Below are 16,583 nucleotides of genomic sequence, written 5' to 3' on the forward strand. Positions count from 1 at the left end.
GTGATTGGCGTCAAGCCGGCACCCATTCGGCCCGGTCCGCCAACCGGCGGGCCCGTTGCAGCAGGGCGTCCCCTGCCACCGGTGCCGTTATCGCCAGCCTTAGCCGGCCCAGCGCACGCCCCTGAATGCGTTCTATACCGCCTTGCAGTAGACGCACCTGACCGCCGAGCAGCGCCGACAGGTCTGCGAGGTCGGGCTCCAGCGCACCGGCGCCGGTGTAGTGCAGGTCCAGCCAACGCTCGCCTGGCACGGCCGCCGTCGCATCGCGCGCGCTCGGGCCGTGGCCGAGCAGGACTCTACTGACCTCATGGCGTGGGTCGCCGAACACCTCCCATACCTCGCCCTGTTCCACCACCTGGCCGCGTTCGAGCACCGCCACGCGGTGGCAGAGGTCGCGGATCACCTCCATTTCATGGGTGATCAGCACGATGGTCAGGCCCAGGCGGCGGTTGATGTCGCGCAGCAGTTGGAGGATGGCCTGGGTGCTTTCCGGATCCAGGGCCGAGGTGGCCTCGTCGCACAGCAGGATGCGTGGTTGCTGCACCAGCGCGCGGGCGATGCCGACGCGCTGCTTTTGCCCGCCGGACAGTTGCGCCGGATAGGCGTCGCGGCGTTCGGCAAGGCCCACCAGTTGCAGCAGCTCGTCGACCCGGCGGCGGCGTTCGGCGACCGGCAGGCCGGCCATGCGCAGGGGCAGTTCGATGTTCTCGGCCACGCTGCGGGTGGCCATCAGGTTGAAGTGCTGGAAGATCATCGCCACCTTGCGGCGCAGGTCGTGCAGGGCGTTGCCGGTGAGGTGGGCGATGTCCTGGCCGTCGATCAGCACCTGGCCTTCACTGGGGGTTTCCAGGCGGTTGAGCAGGCGCAGCAAGGAAGACTTGCCGGCGCCGCTGCGGCCAATGATGCCGAAGATCTCGCCCTGCTGGATGTGCAGGTCGATGCCGTGCAGGGCGGCGAGGTCGCCGTAGCGTTTGGCGATGCCGCGCAGGTGGAGCTGGGCGGTGGGAAGTTCCTGGGGGAAGCGGGTCATGGTGTGGGCCCAATGTGTGGTGTCGATGAGCGCCCCTGTCACGGGGCCCTCACGGCCGGATAGAACTCAGAAACCAGGCGCGATCTGCCCCTTGTAGCGGGTCAGGATGAACTCGCGCACTTCAGGCGAGTTGAGCGCCTTGGCCAGCTTCTGGATACCGGGGTCTTGCAGGTTGTCTGGCCGTGCCACCAGGAACTCGACGTACAGGTCCTTGCCTTTCTCGACGATCAACGCGCTGTTGGTGTCGATACCGGCTTCCAGCGCGTAGTTGGCGAACACGAACGCCAGGTCGACCTGTTTCACCGAGCGCGCCAGCATGGCGCCTTCCAGCTCGCGGATTTGCAACTTGCGCGGGTTGGCGGTGATGTCGCGTTGGCTCGACTGCGGGTTGCCTGGGTCCTTGAGCTGGATCAGCCCGGCCTCGGCCAGCAGCACCAAGGCACGGCCGGTGTTCACTGGGTCGTTGGGGATCGCCACGCTGGCGCCGTCGGGAAGTTCCGCCAGGCTCTTGTACTTGGCCGAGTAGGCGCCGAATGGCTCGATGTGCACGCCGACCACCGGCACCAGGTCGGTGTGGCGGGTCTTGTTGAAGTCATCGAGGAAGGGCCGGTACTGGTAGTAGTTGGCGTCGAGGTTCTTCTGCGCCAACTGCAAGTTGGGCTGGATGAAGTCATTGAACACCTTGATGTCCAGGTCGACGCCTTGCTTGGCCAGGGTCGGCTTGACGAATTCGAGGATCTCGGCGTGCGGCACGGGTGTTGCGCCAACCACCAGGTGTTCGGCGGCCTGGGCGTTGAGGGCGATGACCGCGGCCAGGGCAGTGAGGATTCGTTTCATGAGAGGCTCCGGGAAAGTGTCGGGGGGTTCAACGTCGGGTGAAATGCCGTACCAGACGGTCGCCGCTCATCTGCAGCGCCTGCACCAGCAGGATCAACAGCAGCACGGTGACCACCATCACGTCGGTCTGGAAGCGCTGGTAGCCGAAGCGGATGGCCAGGTCGCCCAGGCCGCCGCCGCCGATCACCCCGGCCATGGCGGTGTAGTCCACCAGCACGATGGCGGTTACCGTGACCGCGGCGATCAGCCCGGTGCGCGCCTCGGGCAGCAGGGTGTACCAGATGATCTGGCCTGTGCTGGCGCCCATCGACTGGCTGGCCTCTACCAGGCCTCGGTCGACCTCGCGCAGGGCGGTTTCCACCAGCCGCGCGAAGAACGGTGTGCACCCCACCACCAGCGGCGGGATAGTGCCGCGCACGCCCAGCGAGGTGCCGGTGATCAGCGTGGTCAGGGGAATCAGCACGATCAGCAGGATGATGAACGGCAGCGAGCGCAGCACGTTGACCACCAGCGACAGGCTGCGGTAGAGCGGCGCGTTGGCCAGCAACTGGCGTTGCCCGGTGAGGTACAGCAGTACCCCCAGCGGCAGGCCGAGCAGCACGGTGCAGCCCAGGGCCGCGCCGAGCATGCTCAGGGTGTCGAGGCAGGCCTGGCCGATCTCGCGCCAGTCGAGGTTGGCGAGCAGCTCGTTCATCGCCCGGCCTCCTGGCGCAGGCGGGCCACTGGGTGTGGCGCGCGCAGGCGGTCGCCTTGGGCGAATAGCTTGTTGCGCAGGCTGCCTTCGGCGTACTCGCGCTTGAACAGGCCTCGGGCCTGCAATTCGGGCACCAGCAGGTCGACCACCGCGATGAAGGTTTCCGGGGCGACCACGCTGGCCAGGTTGAAACCGTCCACGTCGGTTTCCTCGACCCAGGCTTGCAACTGGTCGGCCACGGTCTGCGGCGAGCCCACCAGCAGCGGGCCATCGCCGCCCAGGCAGCAGTAGTCGGCGATCTCGGCGGTGGTCCAGGTGCGGCTCGGGTCGGCGCGGGTGAAGGCCTCGACGGCCGACTGGATGGCTTCGCTGGGCACCTCGCGCAACACCTGGTCGGGGGCGTACTGGGAAAAATCGATGCCGGTCCAGCCGGCCATCAGCGTCAGCGCCCCGGTGCGGCTGGCGTATTCGCGGTATTCCTGCAGGCGCGCCAGGGCCGCTTCGTCGGTCTCGGCAACGATCACCGTGAGTTGTTCGAGCACCAGAATGTCGTTGGCCCCCCGGCCTGCGGCGACGGTGGCGGCGCGCAGGTCGGCGACCTGCTTTTTCAGCACGGTCTTGCTCGGTGCGGCGACGAACACGCACTCGGCATTCGCCGCAGCGAAGGCCCGGCCACGGCTGGAGGCGCCGGCCTGGTACAGCACCGGCGTGCGTTGCGGCGACGGCTCGCTCAGGTGGAAACCCGGCACCTTGAAGTAGGTGCCTTCATGGTCGATGCCGTGCACCTTGCGTGGGTCGGCATAGACCCCGCTGGCGCGATCGGCGCGCACGGCATCGTCTTCCCAGCTGGTTTCCCACAGCTTGTAGCAGACCTGCAGGTACTCCTCGGCCAGGCCGTAGCGCTGGTCGTGGCTCAGTTGGTCGCGCTGGCCGAGATTACGTGCGCCGCTGGACAGATACGAGGTGACGATGTTCCAACCGGCGCGCCCGCCGGTCAGGTGGTCGAGGGTGCTCATGCGCCGAGCGAAGGGGAACGGGTGCTCGAATGACACCGAGGCGGTAACGCCAAACCCCAGGTGACGGGTGGCGGCGGCCATGGCCGGTACCAGTTGCAAGGGGTCGTTGAGCGGTACCTGGGCCGCGGTTTCCAGCGCCGCATCGGCATTGCCGCCGTAGACGTCGTACACCCCCAGCACATCGGCGATGAACAGGCCATCGATGCAGCCACGCTCCAAGGTCTTGGCCAGCTCGATCCAGTAATGGATATCGGTGTAGCGGGTGGCTTGGTCGCGTGGGTGGCGCCACAGGCCGGGGGAGAGGTGGCCAACGGTGTTCATGGCGAAGGCGTTGAGGCGGATTTGCTTGGTCATGGCGCGGCCTCAGTTCCAGTCGTGACGGGCCGGGCGGATGCCGTTCAGGGCCCAGTTGCCGACCAGGTGGTACTTCCAGCGCACCGGGTCGTGCAAGGTGTGCACCCGGGCGTTGCGCCAGTGGCGGTCGAAATTGTGCTGCAGCAATGAGGAACGGGTGCCACCGAGTTCGAACAGGCGGTTGCTGGCCTCGATCGCCACCTCGGTGGTCAGCACCTTGGCCTTGGCCACGGCCACCGAGGCGGCCGCGACGTTGTCTTCGTCCGGTGCCGGCTTGGCCGCGTCCAGCGCCTTGCCGGCGCGTTCGAGCAGGGCTTCGGCGGCCTCCTGGCGGATCTCAAGGTTGCCGACCTGGATGATGGTCAGCGGGTCTTCGCTGGCTTTTTCCACCCCAGCGTCGATCCATGGACGGGCATGCTGGCGAACGAAGGCGATGGTGTCGTCCAGCGCCGCGCGGCCAATACCGGCGTCAATGGCGGCGGTGGTCAGCTGGGCAAACGGCCCGGCCAGGGTCGGGCTTTCATAGGAGCGGTAGCTGGGGAACAGGTTGAACGCTGGCACACGCAGGCCGTCGAGCAGCACGCTGCCGCTGGAGGTGGTGCGCTGGCCCATGCTGTTCCAGTCGTCGATCACCAGCAGGCCAGGGGTGTCGCGCGGCACGAAAGCCAGTTGTGCGCGGTCCTGTTCGTCCAGGGCCAGCACGCCGAGCCAGTGGGCGTACAGCGAGCCGGTGCAATAGCCCTTGCGCCCGTCGATGCGGTAGCCGTTACCTTCGGCGACCAGGCGTGTGCGGATGTCCTGCACGGTCTTTCCGCCGGTTTCCGACAGTGCATTGGCGAAACGATGGCCCTTGAGCACCAGGTCGAAGAAGAAGCGCTGCTGTTGCTCGCTGCCTTGCAAGCGGATGTCTTCCAGCAGGCAGTAGTGGTTCTGCGGGATCTGCCCCAGTGACGGGTCGGCGGCCGAGACGATGGCGATGACTTGGGCCAGGGTCGCGAAGGAGACCTCGGCGCCGCCGTGCACGCGCGGCACGGTGATGCCCCACAACCCACTGTTGGAATAGGCATCGACCACATCGGCCGGCACCTCGCGGCGGCGGTCGCGCTCGGCGGCGCCTTCGCGCAGCAGCGCGGCGACCTGGTGCGCGACGGCGAGGGCTTCGGCATCGTCTCGGATGACGTGGGCATCCGGCTGGCGGATATCGTAGTGGGCGGATACGGCGGGAGTGGACATGGGTTCCTCGGCAGACTGTGATCGAACACAGTGAGGTTGAGCAGGAACCGTGCCAGTGAATTTAATCTATGTTTTTCAGTAAGTTATGTATTTTTTGCGTGCCTGTTGTCGTACCTCGGACAGACAGCTGTTGGCCAGGTGTTGATGGGCGGACAGTTGCCGCTCGAACAGTCGCCTGTGTAAGGGTTTTGTAAAAAAGCATGTCGCAATTGTGAACAACTGTATCCTGAACGCACTCCACACCATTGGCCCTATAGACCTATGAACCAACTTCCGTCGCAGCCTGAGGCCGCACGCGGGGCGTTCTCCAGTTTTGAGGCGTGTCGCAATTCCCAGAAAGGTCCGGTGGTGATCCTGGCATCAGGGGCGTCGGCGAGCGATTTTCCGCTCGAGGCGTTCGCCGATGTACCGCTGATCGCGATGAATGGCTCCATCGCCATGCTCGAAGGCACTGGCATCCGGCCGTTCTTCTATGTCTGCACCGACCGGGACTTCAGTAACCAACAGCCCGAGCTGTTTGCCAGTGCCCTGCGCCTGAGCCCGCGGGTGGCGTTGTGGCCTGAGCAGTTCGACTGGCTCGACTTGCCCGACGAGTGCGAGCGCTATCCGTTGCTCAAGGCGTTGGAGCCCGGCTTTGGCGACTGGCTGGGTGGGAAGGAGGGGCCCTATGTGAGGAACCGCGGGTGGTGGAGCAAACGTGCGCGCTCCATTGGTTTCAGCAAGGATTTGTCCCACGGCTTCTTCGATGCCCGCACGGTGATGTACGTGGCACTGCAACTGGCCTATCACCTGGGGTTCGAGACGGTGCTGCTGGTTGGCGTGGATTTGAATCAGTCGCTGGGGCGCTTCTACGAGACGGGCAACGTGCGGCGTTCGCCTTGTGGCCTGGACCAGCATTGGGAGGGCCGGATTCTGCCGTCGTTGACCTTGATGGCACGGCAGGTGGTCGGGGACCGGTTCAGGGTCTACAACCTGTCGGTGCAGTCGCGTATTTCCGATGCGCTGATTCCCAAGATCGATGTGCGGCAGGCGCTTGCCCTTGTCAGTCATCGGGCAGTGGCTTAGGGAGCGGGCTTCCCCCGCGATAGAGCCCTGAGCCTGAAGACTGTCGCAAGAAACGGGATGCATCCAACACCACGCACCGGCTACAGTGCCCCCGCCGTCCATACTTAACGGGAGCCCGCCATGTCCTGCGCCTTCACCCTCATGCCATCGCCCGTCGGCGTCCTGACCCTGGTCGCCCGTGGCGACAGCCTGGCCGCGATACTGTGGGAGCACGAGCGGCTCAACCGCGTGCGCCTGGGTGAGCTGCACCGTGACGACCAGCATCCGCTGCTGGGGGAAACCGCCCGGCAGCTCGGCGAATACTTCGCCGGCCAACGCCAGCGCTTCGACCTGCCCCTGGACTTCGCCGGCAGCGACTTCCAGCGCCAGGTATGGGCCGCGCTGCTGACCATTCCCTTCGGTGAAACCCGCAGCTACAGCGAGATCGCCCGACAGATCGGCAACCCCAGCGCGGTAAGGGCGGTGGGCGCTGCCAACGGACGCAACCCGATCTCGATCATCGCCCCTTGCCACCGGGTGATTGGCGCCTCAGGCAGTCTCACGGGATTCGCTGGCGGCCTGGAGGCCAAGCAGTACCTGCTGGCGCTGGAAGGGCGCGAGAGCCTGGCCCTGGCGTTCTGATCCAGTTCAATCGAGCCACCAGGCTAGCAGGCAAAGCGCCAGCGCCAGCACGCTGCCGGCGAACAGGCTGTAGTCGCGCCGTGCTTGGCGGGCATGGCCCTGTACCGCACGCAGGTATTGGCCGGGTGGCGGGGCGTCGGGGCGGTGGCGCAGCCCTTCGACGATGTCGGCGAGGCGGCCCTGGATCAACAAGCCGACCACGTAGTAGGTCGAGGCGTAGCTGGCCAGTGCCAGCAGCAGGTACTTCACGCGAATCCATCCCTGGTCGAGTCGAGCGCCGAGGATACTATCCGGCGAGGCGCCTTCACCAGCGTGAAGGCGCGAGTTTCATGGCGCCTGGCGGTTCAGGAGGCCGGCCGTGGGGCGAAGCGCTGGCGGAACCAGTCGCCGAGCATGGCCTTTTCCGCATAGAGACGGTCGTTGCTGGCCTGGCGCCCTGGGCGGCTGAGGTACATCTTGTCGCTGACCCGTTCCTCGGCCTGCTGGTCGGGGCGGCCGGGCTGGCTCAGGGTATAGGTGAGGTCGATGGTCGGCCAGGTGATCTCACGCATGAAGCGTACGTCGTAGGCCTCGCGGTGCCACGGTTCGTAGCGGCCGGCCAGGTCGATGTCGCGGATGTCGATGCGCAGCTGCTGACCGGGTTGCAGGTAGCGTTGGCCGAGCTTCTGCAGGTGGGTGGTGAGGGCCTTGATCACATCGCCGTCAGCGCCACGCTCGTAGCCGGGGCTGTTGAGGCTGGCATCGCGGAATCGCTCCGGATGGTCGAATCGCACCTCGACCTGCGCGGTCGAGGTGCCTTGTGCCATGCTGTCGAATGCCAGCACCATCAGCGCGGCACAGGCGAGGGCGTAACGCATGATGCACCTCCGGGTTGGCGGCTTGCCTGACCATTCTACGCCTGCCGCCGACGGCACAGCAGAGGAACAATGTAATGGCTCGGTTTCGGCGCTTCGCCGCCAACACGCAGGGGCGTGACCTGGCCGTGGGCGACATCCATGGCCACTTTCGCCGGCTGCAGGGCTGCCTGGACGCGGTGGGCTTCGACCCGCGTGTCGACCGGCTGTTCAGCGTCGGCGACCTGGTCGACCGTGGGCCGGACAGCGAGCAGGCCCTGGCGTGGCTGGCCTGCCCCTGGTTCCACGCCGTGCAGGGCAACCATGAAGCGTTGGCGATCAGCCACGCGCGCGGTGGCCGGGTCGACCTGGACCTGTACCGCGCTGCGGGAGGAGGCTGGTTTCTCGACCTGCCCCGCACCGAGCAGTTGCGTTTCGTCGAGGGTTTCGCCGCGCTGCCGATCGCCTTGGAGGTCGAGACCGCAGCGGGAACGGTCGGCCTGGTGCACGCCGACAGCCCGTTCGCCGACTGGACACAGCTACGCGCCAGCCTGCATGACAGCGACGATGCCCAGATCCAGGAGGTGTGCCAATGGTCGCGGCGGCGCCTGCGACAAGCCGACAGCCAGGCGGTGGCAGGGTTGCGCGCGCTGTTGGTGGGCCACACGCCCGTGCTCAGGCCCAAGGTGCTGGGCAACGTCTGGCACCTGGACACGGGTGGCTGGGGCAGCGGCCGCTTCAGCTTGCTGGAGATCGGCAGCCTGGTGCTGCTCGACTACGTCACGGCCCAATAGGGAAACGCTGCCCACGGCTTGAACCCCCCAGGCAACCGGCGTACCGTTTCCCTCCGACCCCGCCAAGGAACCAGCCCCTCATGCAAGGCAAGGCCCGCAAGATCGTCCAGGCCATTCTCTACGAAATCATCGCCGTCGCCTGCGTCGCCCCGGCGCTGTCGCTGATGTTCGATGCCGGCATGGCCCATTCCACTGCGCTGTCGGTGTTGATGTCGGGCATCGCCATGAGTTGGAACATGGGCTACAACTGGGCGTTCGAGCGTTGGGAGGCACGCCAGCGGGCGCCCGAGCGCACCGTCTTGCGGCGCTTCCTGCACGCCCTGGGCTTCGAAGGTGGCCTGGTGTTGATCCTGTTGCCGCTGGTGGCCTGGTGGTTGGACATCAGCCTGTGGTCCGCGCTGCTGACCAACCTGGCGCTGTTCGCGTTCTTCTTCGTCTACGCCTTCGTGTTCCAGTGGGGCTTCGACAAGGTCTTCGACGTACCGCTGTCGGCACAACGCCCGTGCGGCGAGTGTTGACTTCCCACAACGGCGCAGGATAAGTTCGACGCCCATGAACACTCTCCCGCAGCGTCGCGCCGTCAGCATCATTATTACCGCCATTATCGGATTGGCGGGCTAGCGCGCACGTGCACCGAACCCGCCCTGGAGGCGGGTTTTTTCTCTCTGACTCCTGGGCCCTTGAAACCACCAGGAGTCATCGATGACCAGCCTCAACGTCAGCCCCCGCACCGCCCCCGCGCCCCAGCAACTGCTGTCGGAGCAGGTGCGGCGCATCCTTGCCGCGCCCGTGTACGACCTGGCCATCGAGACGCCGCTGCAGGCGGCGCCAGCGCTGTCGGTATCCCTCGGCAACCAGGTGCTGCTCAAGCGCGAGGACTTGCAGCCGACGTTTTCGTTCAAGATCCGCGGCGCCTACACCCGGCTGTCACGCCTGAGCCCGGCGCAGCGCGCGCGTGGGGTGATCACCGCCTCGGCGGGCAACCATGCTCAGGGCGTGGCGTTGGCCGCTTCGCACCTTGGGTTGCGCGCCACCATCGTCATGCCCACCACCACCCCGGAACTGAAAATCGCCGGTGTGCGTTCGCGCGGTGGCAATGTGGTGCTGCATGGCGAGAGCTTCCCCCATGCGCTGGCGCATGCCCTGCAACTGGCCGACCAGCAAGGCGCGACCTTCGTGCCGCCGTTCGACGACTCGGACGTGATCGCCGGGCAGGGCACCGTGGCCATGGAGATCCTGCGCCAGCAACCCGGTGCGCTGGACGCGATCTTCGTGCCGGTCGGCGGCGGTGGCCTGGTGGCGGGTATCGCCGCCTACGTGAAATACCTGCGCCCGCAGGTCAAGGTGATCGGCGTCGAGCCGGAAGACTCCAATTGCCTGCAAGCCGCGCTGGCCGCTGGCGAGCGGGTGATTCTGCCGCAGGTCGGTACCTTTGCCGACGGCGTGGCGGTGGCGCAGGTGGGCGCCCATTGTTTCGAGTTGTGCCGACATTTCGTCGACGAGGTGATCACCGTCAGCAGCGACGAGCTGTGCGCGGCGATCAAGGACATCTACGACGACACCCGCTCGATCACCGAACCGTCTGGCGCGCTGGCTGTGGCCGGGATCAAGAAGTACGTGGCCCGCGATGGCGTGAGGGGGCAAACCCTGGTGGCCATCGACTCGGGCGCCAACATCAACTTCGACCGCTTGCGCCACGTGGCCGAACGCGCCGAGTTGGGCGAGCAGCGCGAGGCGGTGATCGCGGTGACCATCCCCGAGCGGCCGGGCAGCTTCCGCACCTTCTGCCAGGCCCTGGGCAAGCGCCAGGTCACCGAGTTCAACTACCGCTACCAGGCGGGGGGCGAGGCGCGGTTGTTTGTCGGTGTGCAGACCCACCCGCTGCACGACCCGCGCGAGGCGCTGCTGGCCAGTTTGCGTGAGCAGGGCTATGAGGTGCTGGATTTGACCGACAACGAGCTGGCCAAGCTGCACGTGCGCCACACGGTGGGCGGCCATGCGGCGCCGGGGACGGACGAACGGGTGCTGCGCTTCGAGTTTCCGGAGCGGCCGGGGGCGTTGCTGGGGTTCCTGGAGCGGCTGGGCAAGCGCTGGAACATCAGTCTGTTCCACTACCGCAACCATGGTGCGGCCGAGGCGCGGGTATTCGCGGCGCTGGAGGTGCCCGAGGAGGAGCGGCCGGGCCTGCCGGCGGCGCTGGAGGCGATGGGGTATCGGTACTGGGATGAGACGGACAACCCGGCGTACCGGTTGTTCCTAGGCTGAGGGACCGTGCCGTAGTGCGGGCCTGCCCCGCGCTACGGCATCACCCTCAGTTACGATCCAGCCACACGGTCTGCACGTTGCAGAACTCCCGCACGCCGAAGTGCGACAGCTCGCGGCCGAACCCGCTCTTCTTCACGCCGCCGAACGCCACGCGGGGGTCGGAGGCGCAGTAGCCGTTGATGAACACGCCCCCGGTGTCCAGCGCCGCGGTCATGCGCTCGGCCAGGGCCAGGTCGGCGGTATAAATGGTCGACGCCAGGCCGAACTCGCTGTCGTTGGCCAGTTCCACCGCGTGGTCGGCATCACGGGCACTGATGATCGCCGCCACCGGCCCGAACAGCTCCTGCTTGAACGCGGTCATCTGCGGGGTGACGTCGGCGAACACGGTGGGTGCATAGAGGTTGGCCGCACCCTTGACCTTATGCCCACCCAGCAGCAGGGTGGCGCCTTCGGCGAGGGTCGCCTGGACCTGGTCGTCGAGCTCGTCACGCAGGTCGTAGCGGGCCATCGGGCCGATGTAGGTGTCGTCTTCCAGCGGGTTGCCAACCTTCAGTGCGCGGGTGGCCTCGACGAACTTGGCGGTGAACGCCTCGACGATGCTTTCCTCGACGATCAGGCGCTTGGCCGCCGCGCAGACCTGGCCGGTATTCTGGTAGCGACCGATGACGGCGGCCTTCACTGCCGCGTCCAGGTCGGCGTCGGCGAGCACGATGAACGGGTCGCAGCCGCCCAGCTCCAGCACGCACTTCTTCAGCGCGGCGCCGGCCTGCGCGCCGATGGCCATGCCGGCGCGCACGCTGCCGGTCAGGGTCACGGCGGCGATGCGCGGGTCATTGATGGCGCGGGTGACGCCGTCCGGGGTGATGTTCACCACCTCGAACACGCCTGGCGGCAGCGCGGCTTGCTTGAAGGCTTCTGCCAGCAGGTAGGCGCAGCCCATCACGTTTGGCGCGTGCTTGAGCACGTAGGTGTTGCCTGCCAGCAGGGCCGGCACGGCGCCCCGCAGCACTTGCCAGAGCGGGAAGTTCCACGGCATCACCGCCAGGATCGGGCCCAGCGGGCGGTACTCGATGCGTGCCTTCTCGACCTGCGTGGCTTCGGCGGCGAGCATCGCTGGGCCATGCTCGGCGTACCACTGGCACAGGTCGATGCACTTGGTGACTTCGCCACGGGCCTGGGCGATCGGCTTGCCGATCTCGCGGGTGATCATCACCGCGAAGGCTTCGTGATTGGCCTGCAAGGCGGCCGCCAGGGCAAGCAGGTACCCACTGCGCTGACCCAGAGACACCTGACGCCAGGCGGCGAAGCCGGCCTTGGCGCGTTGCAGCGCCGCGTCCAGTGCGGCGTCGGTGTCGTAGGGGTAGTGGCCGATCCGCTCGCCGGTGTACGGGTCGACGGAAAGGGCATGGGTCAGGCTGCTGATCTCGCTCATGGCGGGCTCCTCGTTGTTGTCGTTGCTGGTGCCCAGACTAGTGGCGTGCTTCTTTGATGAAAACTGAATAATAATGAGTGAAACATTCACGATTGGAGAAAGACCGTGGACTTGGTGCAACTGGAGATGTTCAAAGCCGTGGCTGAGCACGGCAGCATCAGCGCCGCCGCCCAGCACATCCATCGGGTGCCGTCGAACCTGACCACCCGCATCAAGCAACTGGAAGAGGACCTGGGGGTCGCACTGTTCATTCGCGAGAAGAGCCGCCTGCGTTTGTCCCCGGCGGGCTGGAACTTCCTCGAATACACCCGGCGCATCCTCGAACTGGTGCACGAGGCGCGCCTGACCGTGGCTGGCGAAGACCCCCAGGGCACCTTCGCCTTGGGCTCGCTGGAGAGCACTGCGGCGGTGCGTATCCCCGGACTGCTGGCGGCCTATAACCAGCGCTACCCCAAGGTCGACCTGGACCTCTCCACCGGCCCGTCGGGGACCATGCTCGAAGGCGTGCTGTCCGGGCGCCTGGTGGCCGCCTTCGTTGACGGCCCGGTGCTGCACCCGACCCTGGAGGGCATGCCGGTGTTCGAGGAGGAGATGGTGGTGATCGCGCCGCTCAACCACGCCCCGGTCAGCCGCGCCCGTGACGTCAACGGGCAGAGCATCTATGCCTTTCGTTCCAACTGCTCGTATCGCCACCACTTCGAGAAGTGGTTCGTCGAGGACGATGCCGTACCGGGCAAGATCCACGAAATGGAGTCGTACCACGGCATGCTCGCCTGCGTGAGCGCCGGCGCCGGCCTGGCGTTGATGCCGCGCAGCATGCTCGACAGCATGCCGGGGGCGAGCACGGTCAGCGTCTGGCCGCTGTCCGAGGATTTCCGCTACCTCAAGACCTGGCTGGTGTGGCGTCGAGGGACGGTGTCGCGCAGCCTGAGCACGTTTATCCACCTGCTGGAGGAGCACGCCGCCTGACCGGTGGTCACCCTGTGCTGAACGTGCCGGCGCGTGGGGTTTCGAATAGAGGTAGACCCTTCTCCAACAGGAGGAAAGGACCATGCGCAATCATCACTATGGCCTGTGCGCGACGCTGCTCGTCGCCCTGGCCTTGCCTTGGGGGTTGGCGGCGGCGGCCGACCCGGGCGCGACTATCGACCCGCAAGGGGTGCAATTGCAGCCGCAGGAACAGAACGGTATTCGCTACCTGCAGGGGGGGATTGGCCAGGACGAGGCCAACGCGCTGCGGCGCACGCCCGGGTATGACCTGCACATCACCCTGTCCACTGGCCCCGAAGGCAAGTTCCAGAGTGGCGCCTCGGTCGATATCCAGTCGGCGCAGGGTGAGTCGGTGCTGGCCCTGCAGGATGTCGGGCCGATGATCTATGTGCAGCTGCCGCCGGGGCACTACAAGGTTACCGGGCAGGCGGAAGGGCAGACTGTGCAGCAGCAAGTGAGGGTGGGCGGCAAGGCGCCGGCCAAGGTGGACCTGAACTGGCGTTAGCGTCGTGGCAGGGGCGCGAGGGCTCTATCGCGGGGCAAGCCCGCTCACAAGGGCGGCGGGTTCGGTGAGAGCGGCGCTGTACCTGTAGGCGCGGCGGTGCGGCGATCCGACTTGCCCGCGATAGGGCCGACCCTGCCACGGGTGATTCTGATACTCAGCTATCTTTTTTCTCATCTGATAGTGGCAAATGACTTTCAAGTTTCCAGAAGGCTGACGATAATCGAGAAAGTATTACCACTTGTGACTTGGTTTCTAGCACCGGGCCACGAGCGCATAACGAGGGGCCAAAGCCCCCGCTTGCCGCAGGCCCGGCCATGAAGGGCGGCCTGCCCGTGAAGACCATCAGGAGAAGTCATCGATGAAAACCCGTCTTGCCACTACGTTGGGCGCCGTCGTGCTGGCGTTCGCCGGGGCTAACCTGGCCCAGGCCGCGCAGGTTTCCGGTGCCGTGGGTGCCACCTCGCAGGGTGACATGACCTATCGTATCGGCCTGTCCTTCGACTGGGACAAGAAATGGTGGGAAAGCAGCACCGGCCACCTGACCGGTTACTGGGACGCGGCGTACACCTACTGGGAAGGTGGCGATGCCAGTGGCGCGCACTCACTGTCGTTCAGCCCGGTGTTCGTCTACGAGTTCGGCAGCGGCGGCTATGTGCCCTTTATCGAGGCTGGCATCGGCTTGGCGGCCTTCTCCAAGACCGACGTGGGCGACCAGCGCCTGGGCTCGGCGGTCAACTTCGAGGACCGCATCGGCTTCGGCTTGAAGCTGCCGGGGCAGCAGAAGGTCGGCATCCGTGCCTCCCACTATTCCAATGCCGGGTTGAAGCAGCCTAACGACGGGATCGAGTCGTACGCCTTGTTCTATAGCGCCGGGTTCTGATTCGGGACCGCATCGCCGTCATCGCGGGGCAAGCCCGCTCAGGCACACCGCCGATTTCAGCTTCGGCGGTGTGTCTGAGCGGGCTTGCCCCGCGATGCTTTCAGCGCTATTTCACCGCCTTGATCGCCAGCACATTGCACAGCGGGTGCTCCAGCACATGGGCCGTGGTACCGCCCAGGTAGGTCTGCATCGCATCGTGCCGATGGCTGCCCATGACGATCACATCCACGCGGCTGTGCCCGATGAACTGGGCAATCGCGCGAATGGCTGGCCCCTCCAGGAAATGCCGGCGCTCCAGGGCGATTTCATGATGGTCGCCCAAGCGGTTGAACGCCGAGCGCTGAGCGGTGCGCACGCTGCTGTCGAACCCCGGCATGGTCACCGTACCGGCACCGAAATCGGCGATGTGCGTGCGCGCGGCGTCGCACACGTGCACCAGGTGCAGCTCGGCGTTGCATTGCAGGGCCAGGGCGCGGGCGCTGTGGATGACCTGTTCGTCCAAGTGCTCACCGGCGCCGTGGCTGTTGAGGTCCACGGCGGCTGAGATCTGCCGGGGCAGCGGCAGACGGATCTCGCTGACCAGGTGCACGGCCACCGGGCTGTCCTTGAGCAACAGCCAGTCCAGCGGCGTCACCAGCAGGCGCTTGAGCACCGGTTCGTGCTGCACGTCCTTGACCAGCAGGTCACACCCCAGCCGCTCCACCTGTTGCAAGGCGCTGGCCAGTGGGTCACGGGTCAGCAGCAGGTCGGTGGACACATCCAGGCCGGCGTCACGCAACTGTTCGGCCTCGTCGGCCAGCCACTGGCGGTTGTCGCTGAGCAGGCGCTCGCGTTCGCGCATATCGCCCATCAGGCCAAAGGTGTCGACATCGTCGACGAAGACGTTGACATCCAGCAGCGCGCCACTGGATTCGGCCAGCGCCGCCGCCCGCTGCAAGGCCGGCGTGTGGCGCATCTGCGGGCCGAGCATGACGAACAATCGCTTGAATTGGCTCATCTCACACCTCCACGTGTGGCAAGCCCCCCTTGCGTGCCGGTGATGGTCGTCCCGGGCCCTGTGGCGCGGAAGTCCTCCTTCAGTCTAGCCCGTACTGAGCGGCCGGCAGGTCGCTGGGGCGGTCGATGTCCTGGAGTACGCCGGGGTCGCCCAGTTCGAGGGTAAGCACGGCCTCGGGGTGCGTTTGCAGCACGGCGCGGGCGCCGTTGTCGCCCTGTAGCTGGGCCAGGGCGGGCCAGAACGCCCTGCCGAACAACACCGGGTGGCCGGGGCGGCCTTGGCAGGCAGGGCGGCAGATGCGTTCGGGGCTGGCTGCGGCGAGCAGGGCGTGGAGGGTGGCGGGCCGGATGAAGGGCATGTCGGCGAGAAATACGGCGAGGGTCTCGGCCTTGGAGGCCTGGGCGATACGCGCCACGCTGGCGGCGATGCTGTGGCTCAGGCCCAGGCGGCTGGCTGGGGATTGCAGCACCCGCACGTCGGCGGGCAGCCAGTCGGGGATGGACTCGTCGGCGCGCAGGGCCAGCCAGATTTCGTCCAGGTGCGCGCAGGGCAGGGCCAGGCTGGCCTGGAGCAAGGTCTGACCGTCGGGCAGGCGGTGCTGGCGCTTGTCGCTGCCGAAGCGTTGGCTGTGGCCGGCGGCGAGGATCAGGGCGCAGGAGGTGTGGGGCATGTGGGCTCTCGGGGGCGGTGGTGGCCCTATCGCGGGCTTGTCCCGCGATAAGGCCACTACTCCCTAAGGATGGTCTGAAGTAGACCGCTGTTTTTCGACTGCCGAGCCATAGACGCTTTCAAAAACGGCAGCCGTTTAAAATCCGGGCAGGTTTTCCGCCTATTCCATCCATTTTTGCCGCCGCGAGCACCCCGCAGCAGCCATTTCTCGCATTACAGACGCACTTCTCCTGTGTCGGCCTGCAAATGTCGGCGGGCCATCCACAGATTCGACAGGGTAAATAGCGTCACCATCTCCGTAGCACTCCTTGCGGATCTGCTTGCGTTTACCGGCGTACTCGGCGTCGGCGAAGGTCATCTGCTTCATC

The 16,583-nt window shown here is 66.3% G+C and carries 18 protein-coding genes; 8 read left to right on the top strand and 10 right to left on the bottom strand.

All coding sequences use genetic code 11. The annotated features are described in order from the left end of the window. Nucleotides 1–10 precede the first annotated feature (10 nt). The 5 genes from P0Y43_RS13810 to P0Y43_RS13830 all read right to left on the bottom strand — a co-directional run bounded on the left by P0Y43_RS13810 (nt 11) and on the right by P0Y43_RS13830 (nt 5,164). Nucleotides 11–1,030: a methionine ABC transporter ATP-binding protein gene (locus tag P0Y43_RS13810; RefSeq protein ID WP_275637808.1), complete on the bottom strand. Its 1,020-nt coding sequence runs from the start codon at nt 1,028–1,030 to the stop codon at nt 11–13. Nucleotides 1,031–1,096: 66 nt separating this feature from the next. Then, a complete protein-coding gene (locus tag P0Y43_RS13815; RefSeq protein ID WP_275637809.1) occupies nt 1,097–1,867 on the bottom strand; it encodes a MetQ/NlpA family ABC transporter substrate-binding protein in 771 nt (256 codons plus the stop codon). 28 nt (nt 1,868–1,895) lie between these two features. After that, the gene (locus P0Y43_RS13820; RefSeq protein ID WP_275637810.1) at nt 1,896–2,561 is read right to left on the bottom strand and encodes a methionine ABC transporter permease; all 666 of its coding nucleotides are present in this window, start codon (nt 2,559–2,561) and stop codon (nt 1,896–1,898) included. Further along, nucleotides 2,558–3,931 (bottom strand): LLM class flavin-dependent oxidoreductase, encoded by a 1,374-nt coding sequence (locus P0Y43_RS13825; RefSeq protein WP_275637811.1) that lies wholly within the window; start codon nt 3,929–3,931, stop codon nt 2,558–2,560. Before P0Y43_RS13825 ends, P0Y43_RS13820 begins: the two co-directional genes overlap by 4 nt. A gap of 9 nt (nt 3,932–3,940) precedes the next feature. Further along, the gene (locus P0Y43_RS13830) at nt 3,941–5,164 is read right to left on the bottom strand and encodes an SfnB family sulfur acquisition oxidoreductase (RefSeq protein ID WP_275637812.1); all 1,224 of its coding nucleotides are present in this window, start codon (nt 5,162–5,164) and stop codon (nt 3,941–3,943) included. 261 nt (nt 5,165–5,425) lie between these two features. Between P0Y43_RS13830 and P0Y43_RS13835 the strand changes: the two genes are divergently transcribed. Then, nucleotides 5,426–6,229: a lipopolysaccharide biosynthesis protein gene (locus tag P0Y43_RS13835; protein ID WP_275637813.1), complete on the top strand. Its 804-nt coding sequence runs from the start codon at nt 5,426–5,428 to the stop codon at nt 6,227–6,229. A gap of 120 nt (nt 6,230–6,349) precedes the next feature. Beyond that, nucleotides 6,350–6,850, top strand: a complete 501-nt coding sequence (locus P0Y43_RS13840) for a methylated-DNA--[protein]-cysteine S-methyltransferase (protein ID WP_275637814.1) — start codon at nt 6,350–6,352, stop codon at nt 6,848–6,850. Nucleotides 6,851–6,856: 6 nt separating this feature from the next. Here P0Y43_RS13840 and P0Y43_RS13845 read toward each other — a convergent pair whose 3' ends face one another. Beyond that, nucleotides 6,857–7,099: a hypothetical protein gene (locus tag P0Y43_RS13845; RefSeq protein ID WP_275637815.1), complete on the bottom strand. Its 243-nt coding sequence runs from the start codon at nt 7,097–7,099 to the stop codon at nt 6,857–6,859. Between the two features lie 95 nt (nt 7,100–7,194). Then, a complete protein-coding gene (locus P0Y43_RS13850; protein WP_275637816.1) occupies nt 7,195–7,707 on the bottom strand; it encodes a DUF3016 domain-containing protein in 513 nt (170 codons plus the stop codon). Nucleotides 7,708–7,781: 74 nt separating this feature from the next. Between P0Y43_RS13850 and P0Y43_RS13855 the strand changes: the two genes are divergently transcribed. The 3 genes from P0Y43_RS13855 (at nt 7,782) to ilvA (ending at nt 10,742) form a co-directional block, all read left to right on the top strand. Continuing rightward, a complete protein-coding gene (locus tag P0Y43_RS13855) occupies nt 7,782–8,477 on the top strand; it encodes a metallophosphoesterase (RefSeq protein ID WP_275637817.1) in 696 nt (231 codons plus the stop codon). Nucleotides 8,478–8,557: 80 nt separating this feature from the next. Next, entirely contained in the window at nt 8,558–8,995 is a 438-nt protein-coding gene (locus tag P0Y43_RS13860) for a PACE efflux transporter (protein WP_275637818.1), read from the top strand. A 184-nt stretch (nt 8,996–9,179) separates the two neighbouring features. Then, entirely contained in the window at nt 9,180–10,742 is a 1,563-nt protein-coding gene (gene ilvA / locus P0Y43_RS13865) for a threonine ammonia-lyase, biosynthetic (protein WP_275637819.1), read from the top strand. 46 nt (nt 10,743–10,788) lie between these two features. Here the strand turns inward: ilvA and P0Y43_RS13870 are convergent, their stop codons facing one another. Further along, nucleotides 10,789–12,174, bottom strand: a complete 1,386-nt coding sequence (locus tag P0Y43_RS13870; protein ID WP_275637820.1) for an aldehyde dehydrogenase family protein — start codon at nt 12,172–12,174, stop codon at nt 10,789–10,791. Nucleotides 12,175–12,279: 105 nt separating this feature from the next. Here P0Y43_RS13870 and ptrR point away from each other — a divergent pair, with 105 nt between their 5' ends. The 3 genes from ptrR to P0Y43_RS13885 all read left to right on the top strand — a co-directional run bounded on the left by ptrR (nt 12,280) and on the right by P0Y43_RS13885 (nt 14,549). Further along, nucleotides 12,280–13,143 (top strand): putrescine utilization regulator PtrR, encoded by an 864-nt coding sequence (ptrR, locus tag P0Y43_RS13875; protein ID WP_275637821.1) that lies wholly within the window; start codon nt 12,280–12,282, stop codon nt 13,141–13,143. 82 nt (nt 13,144–13,225) lie between these two features. Then, the gene (locus tag P0Y43_RS13880) at nt 13,226–13,669 is read left to right on the top strand and encodes a carboxypeptidase regulatory-like domain-containing protein (protein ID WP_275637822.1); all 444 of its coding nucleotides are present in this window, start codon (nt 13,226–13,228) and stop codon (nt 13,667–13,669) included. Nucleotides 13,670–14,027: 358 nt separating this feature from the next. Continuing rightward, nucleotides 14,028–14,549, top strand: a complete 522-nt coding sequence (locus tag P0Y43_RS13885; RefSeq protein ID WP_275637823.1) for an acyloxyacyl hydrolase — start codon at nt 14,028–14,030, stop codon at nt 14,547–14,549. Between the two features lie 106 nt (nt 14,550–14,655). Here P0Y43_RS13885 and P0Y43_RS13890 read toward each other — a convergent pair whose 3' ends face one another. Together P0Y43_RS13890 and P0Y43_RS13895 are read right to left on the bottom strand one after the other, a co-directional pair. Next, nucleotides 14,656–15,546 (bottom strand): universal stress protein, encoded by an 891-nt coding sequence (locus tag P0Y43_RS13890; RefSeq protein ID WP_275637824.1) that lies wholly within the window; start codon nt 15,544–15,546, stop codon nt 14,656–14,658. Nucleotides 15,547–15,625: 79 nt separating this feature from the next. Then, nucleotides 15,626–16,216 carry a nucleotidyltransferase family protein gene (locus P0Y43_RS13895; protein ID WP_275637825.1) on the bottom strand — a complete coding sequence of 197 codons (591 nt, stop codon included), beginning with the start codon at nt 16,214–16,216 and terminating at the stop codon, nt 15,626–15,628. Nucleotides 16,217–16,583: the final 367 nt, after the last annotated feature.

This window comes from Pseudomonas entomophila (assembly GCF_029193575.1).
Lineage (GTDB): Bacteria > Pseudomonadota > Gammaproteobacteria > Pseudomonadales > Pseudomonadaceae > Aquipseudomonas > Aquipseudomonas entomophila_G.

Excerpts from the sequence above, each read along its gene's own strand:
- P0Y43_RS13820 (WP_275637810.1), bottom strand. The coding sequence starts at position 2,561 with ATGAACGAGCTGCTCGCCAACCTCGACTGGCGCGAGATCGGCCAGGCC.
- P0Y43_RS13860 (WP_275637818.1), top strand. The coding sequence starts at position 8,558 with ATGCAAGGCAAGGCCCGCAAGATCGTCCAGGCCATTCTCTACGAAATC.
- P0Y43_RS13840 (WP_275637814.1), top strand. The coding sequence starts at position 6,350 with ATGTCCTGCGCCTTCACCCTCATGCCATCGCCCGTCGGCGTCCTGACC.
- P0Y43_RS13855 (WP_275637817.1), top strand. The coding sequence starts at position 7,782 with ATGGCTCGGTTTCGGCGCTTCGCCGCCAACACGCAGGGGCGTGACCTG.
- P0Y43_RS13880 (WP_275637822.1), top strand. The coding sequence starts at position 13,226 with ATGCGCAATCATCACTATGGCCTGTGCGCGACGCTGCTCGTCGCCCTG.
- P0Y43_RS13825 (WP_275637811.1), bottom strand. The coding sequence starts at position 3,931 with ATGACCAAGCAAATCCGCCTCAACGCCTTCGCCATGAACACCGTTGGC.
- P0Y43_RS13850 (WP_275637816.1), bottom strand. The coding sequence starts at position 7,707 with ATGCGTTACGCCCTCGCCTGTGCCGCGCTGATGGTGCTGGCATTCGAC.
- P0Y43_RS13870 (WP_275637820.1), bottom strand. The coding sequence starts at position 12,174 with ATGAGCGAGATCAGCAGCCTGACCCATGCCCTTTCCGTCGACCCGTAC.
- P0Y43_RS13890 (WP_275637824.1), bottom strand. The coding sequence starts at position 15,546 with ATGAGCCAATTCAAGCGATTGTTCGTCATGCTCGGCCCGCAGATGCGC.
- P0Y43_RS13835 (WP_275637813.1), top strand. The coding sequence starts at position 5,426 with ATGAACCAACTTCCGTCGCAGCCTGAGGCCGCACGCGGGGCGTTCTCC.
- P0Y43_RS13895 (WP_275637825.1), bottom strand. The coding sequence starts at position 16,216 with ATGCCCCACACCTCCTGCGCCCTGATCCTCGCCGCCGGCCACAGCCAA.
- P0Y43_RS13830 (WP_275637812.1), bottom strand. The coding sequence starts at position 5,164 with ATGTCCACTCCCGCCGTATCCGCCCACTACGATATCCGCCAGCCGGAT.
- P0Y43_RS13810 (WP_275637808.1), bottom strand. The coding sequence starts at position 1,030 with ATGACCCGCTTCCCCCAGGAACTTCCCACCGCCCAGCTCCACCTGCGC.
- P0Y43_RS13815 (WP_275637809.1), bottom strand. The coding sequence starts at position 1,867 with ATGAAACGAATCCTCACTGCCCTGGCCGCGGTCATCGCCCTCAACGCC.
- ilvA (WP_275637819.1), top strand. The coding sequence starts at position 9,180 with ATGACCAGCCTCAACGTCAGCCCCCGCACCGCCCCCGCGCCCCAGCAA.
- P0Y43_RS13885 (WP_275637823.1), top strand. The coding sequence starts at position 14,028 with ATGAAAACCCGTCTTGCCACTACGTTGGGCGCCGTCGTGCTGGCGTTC.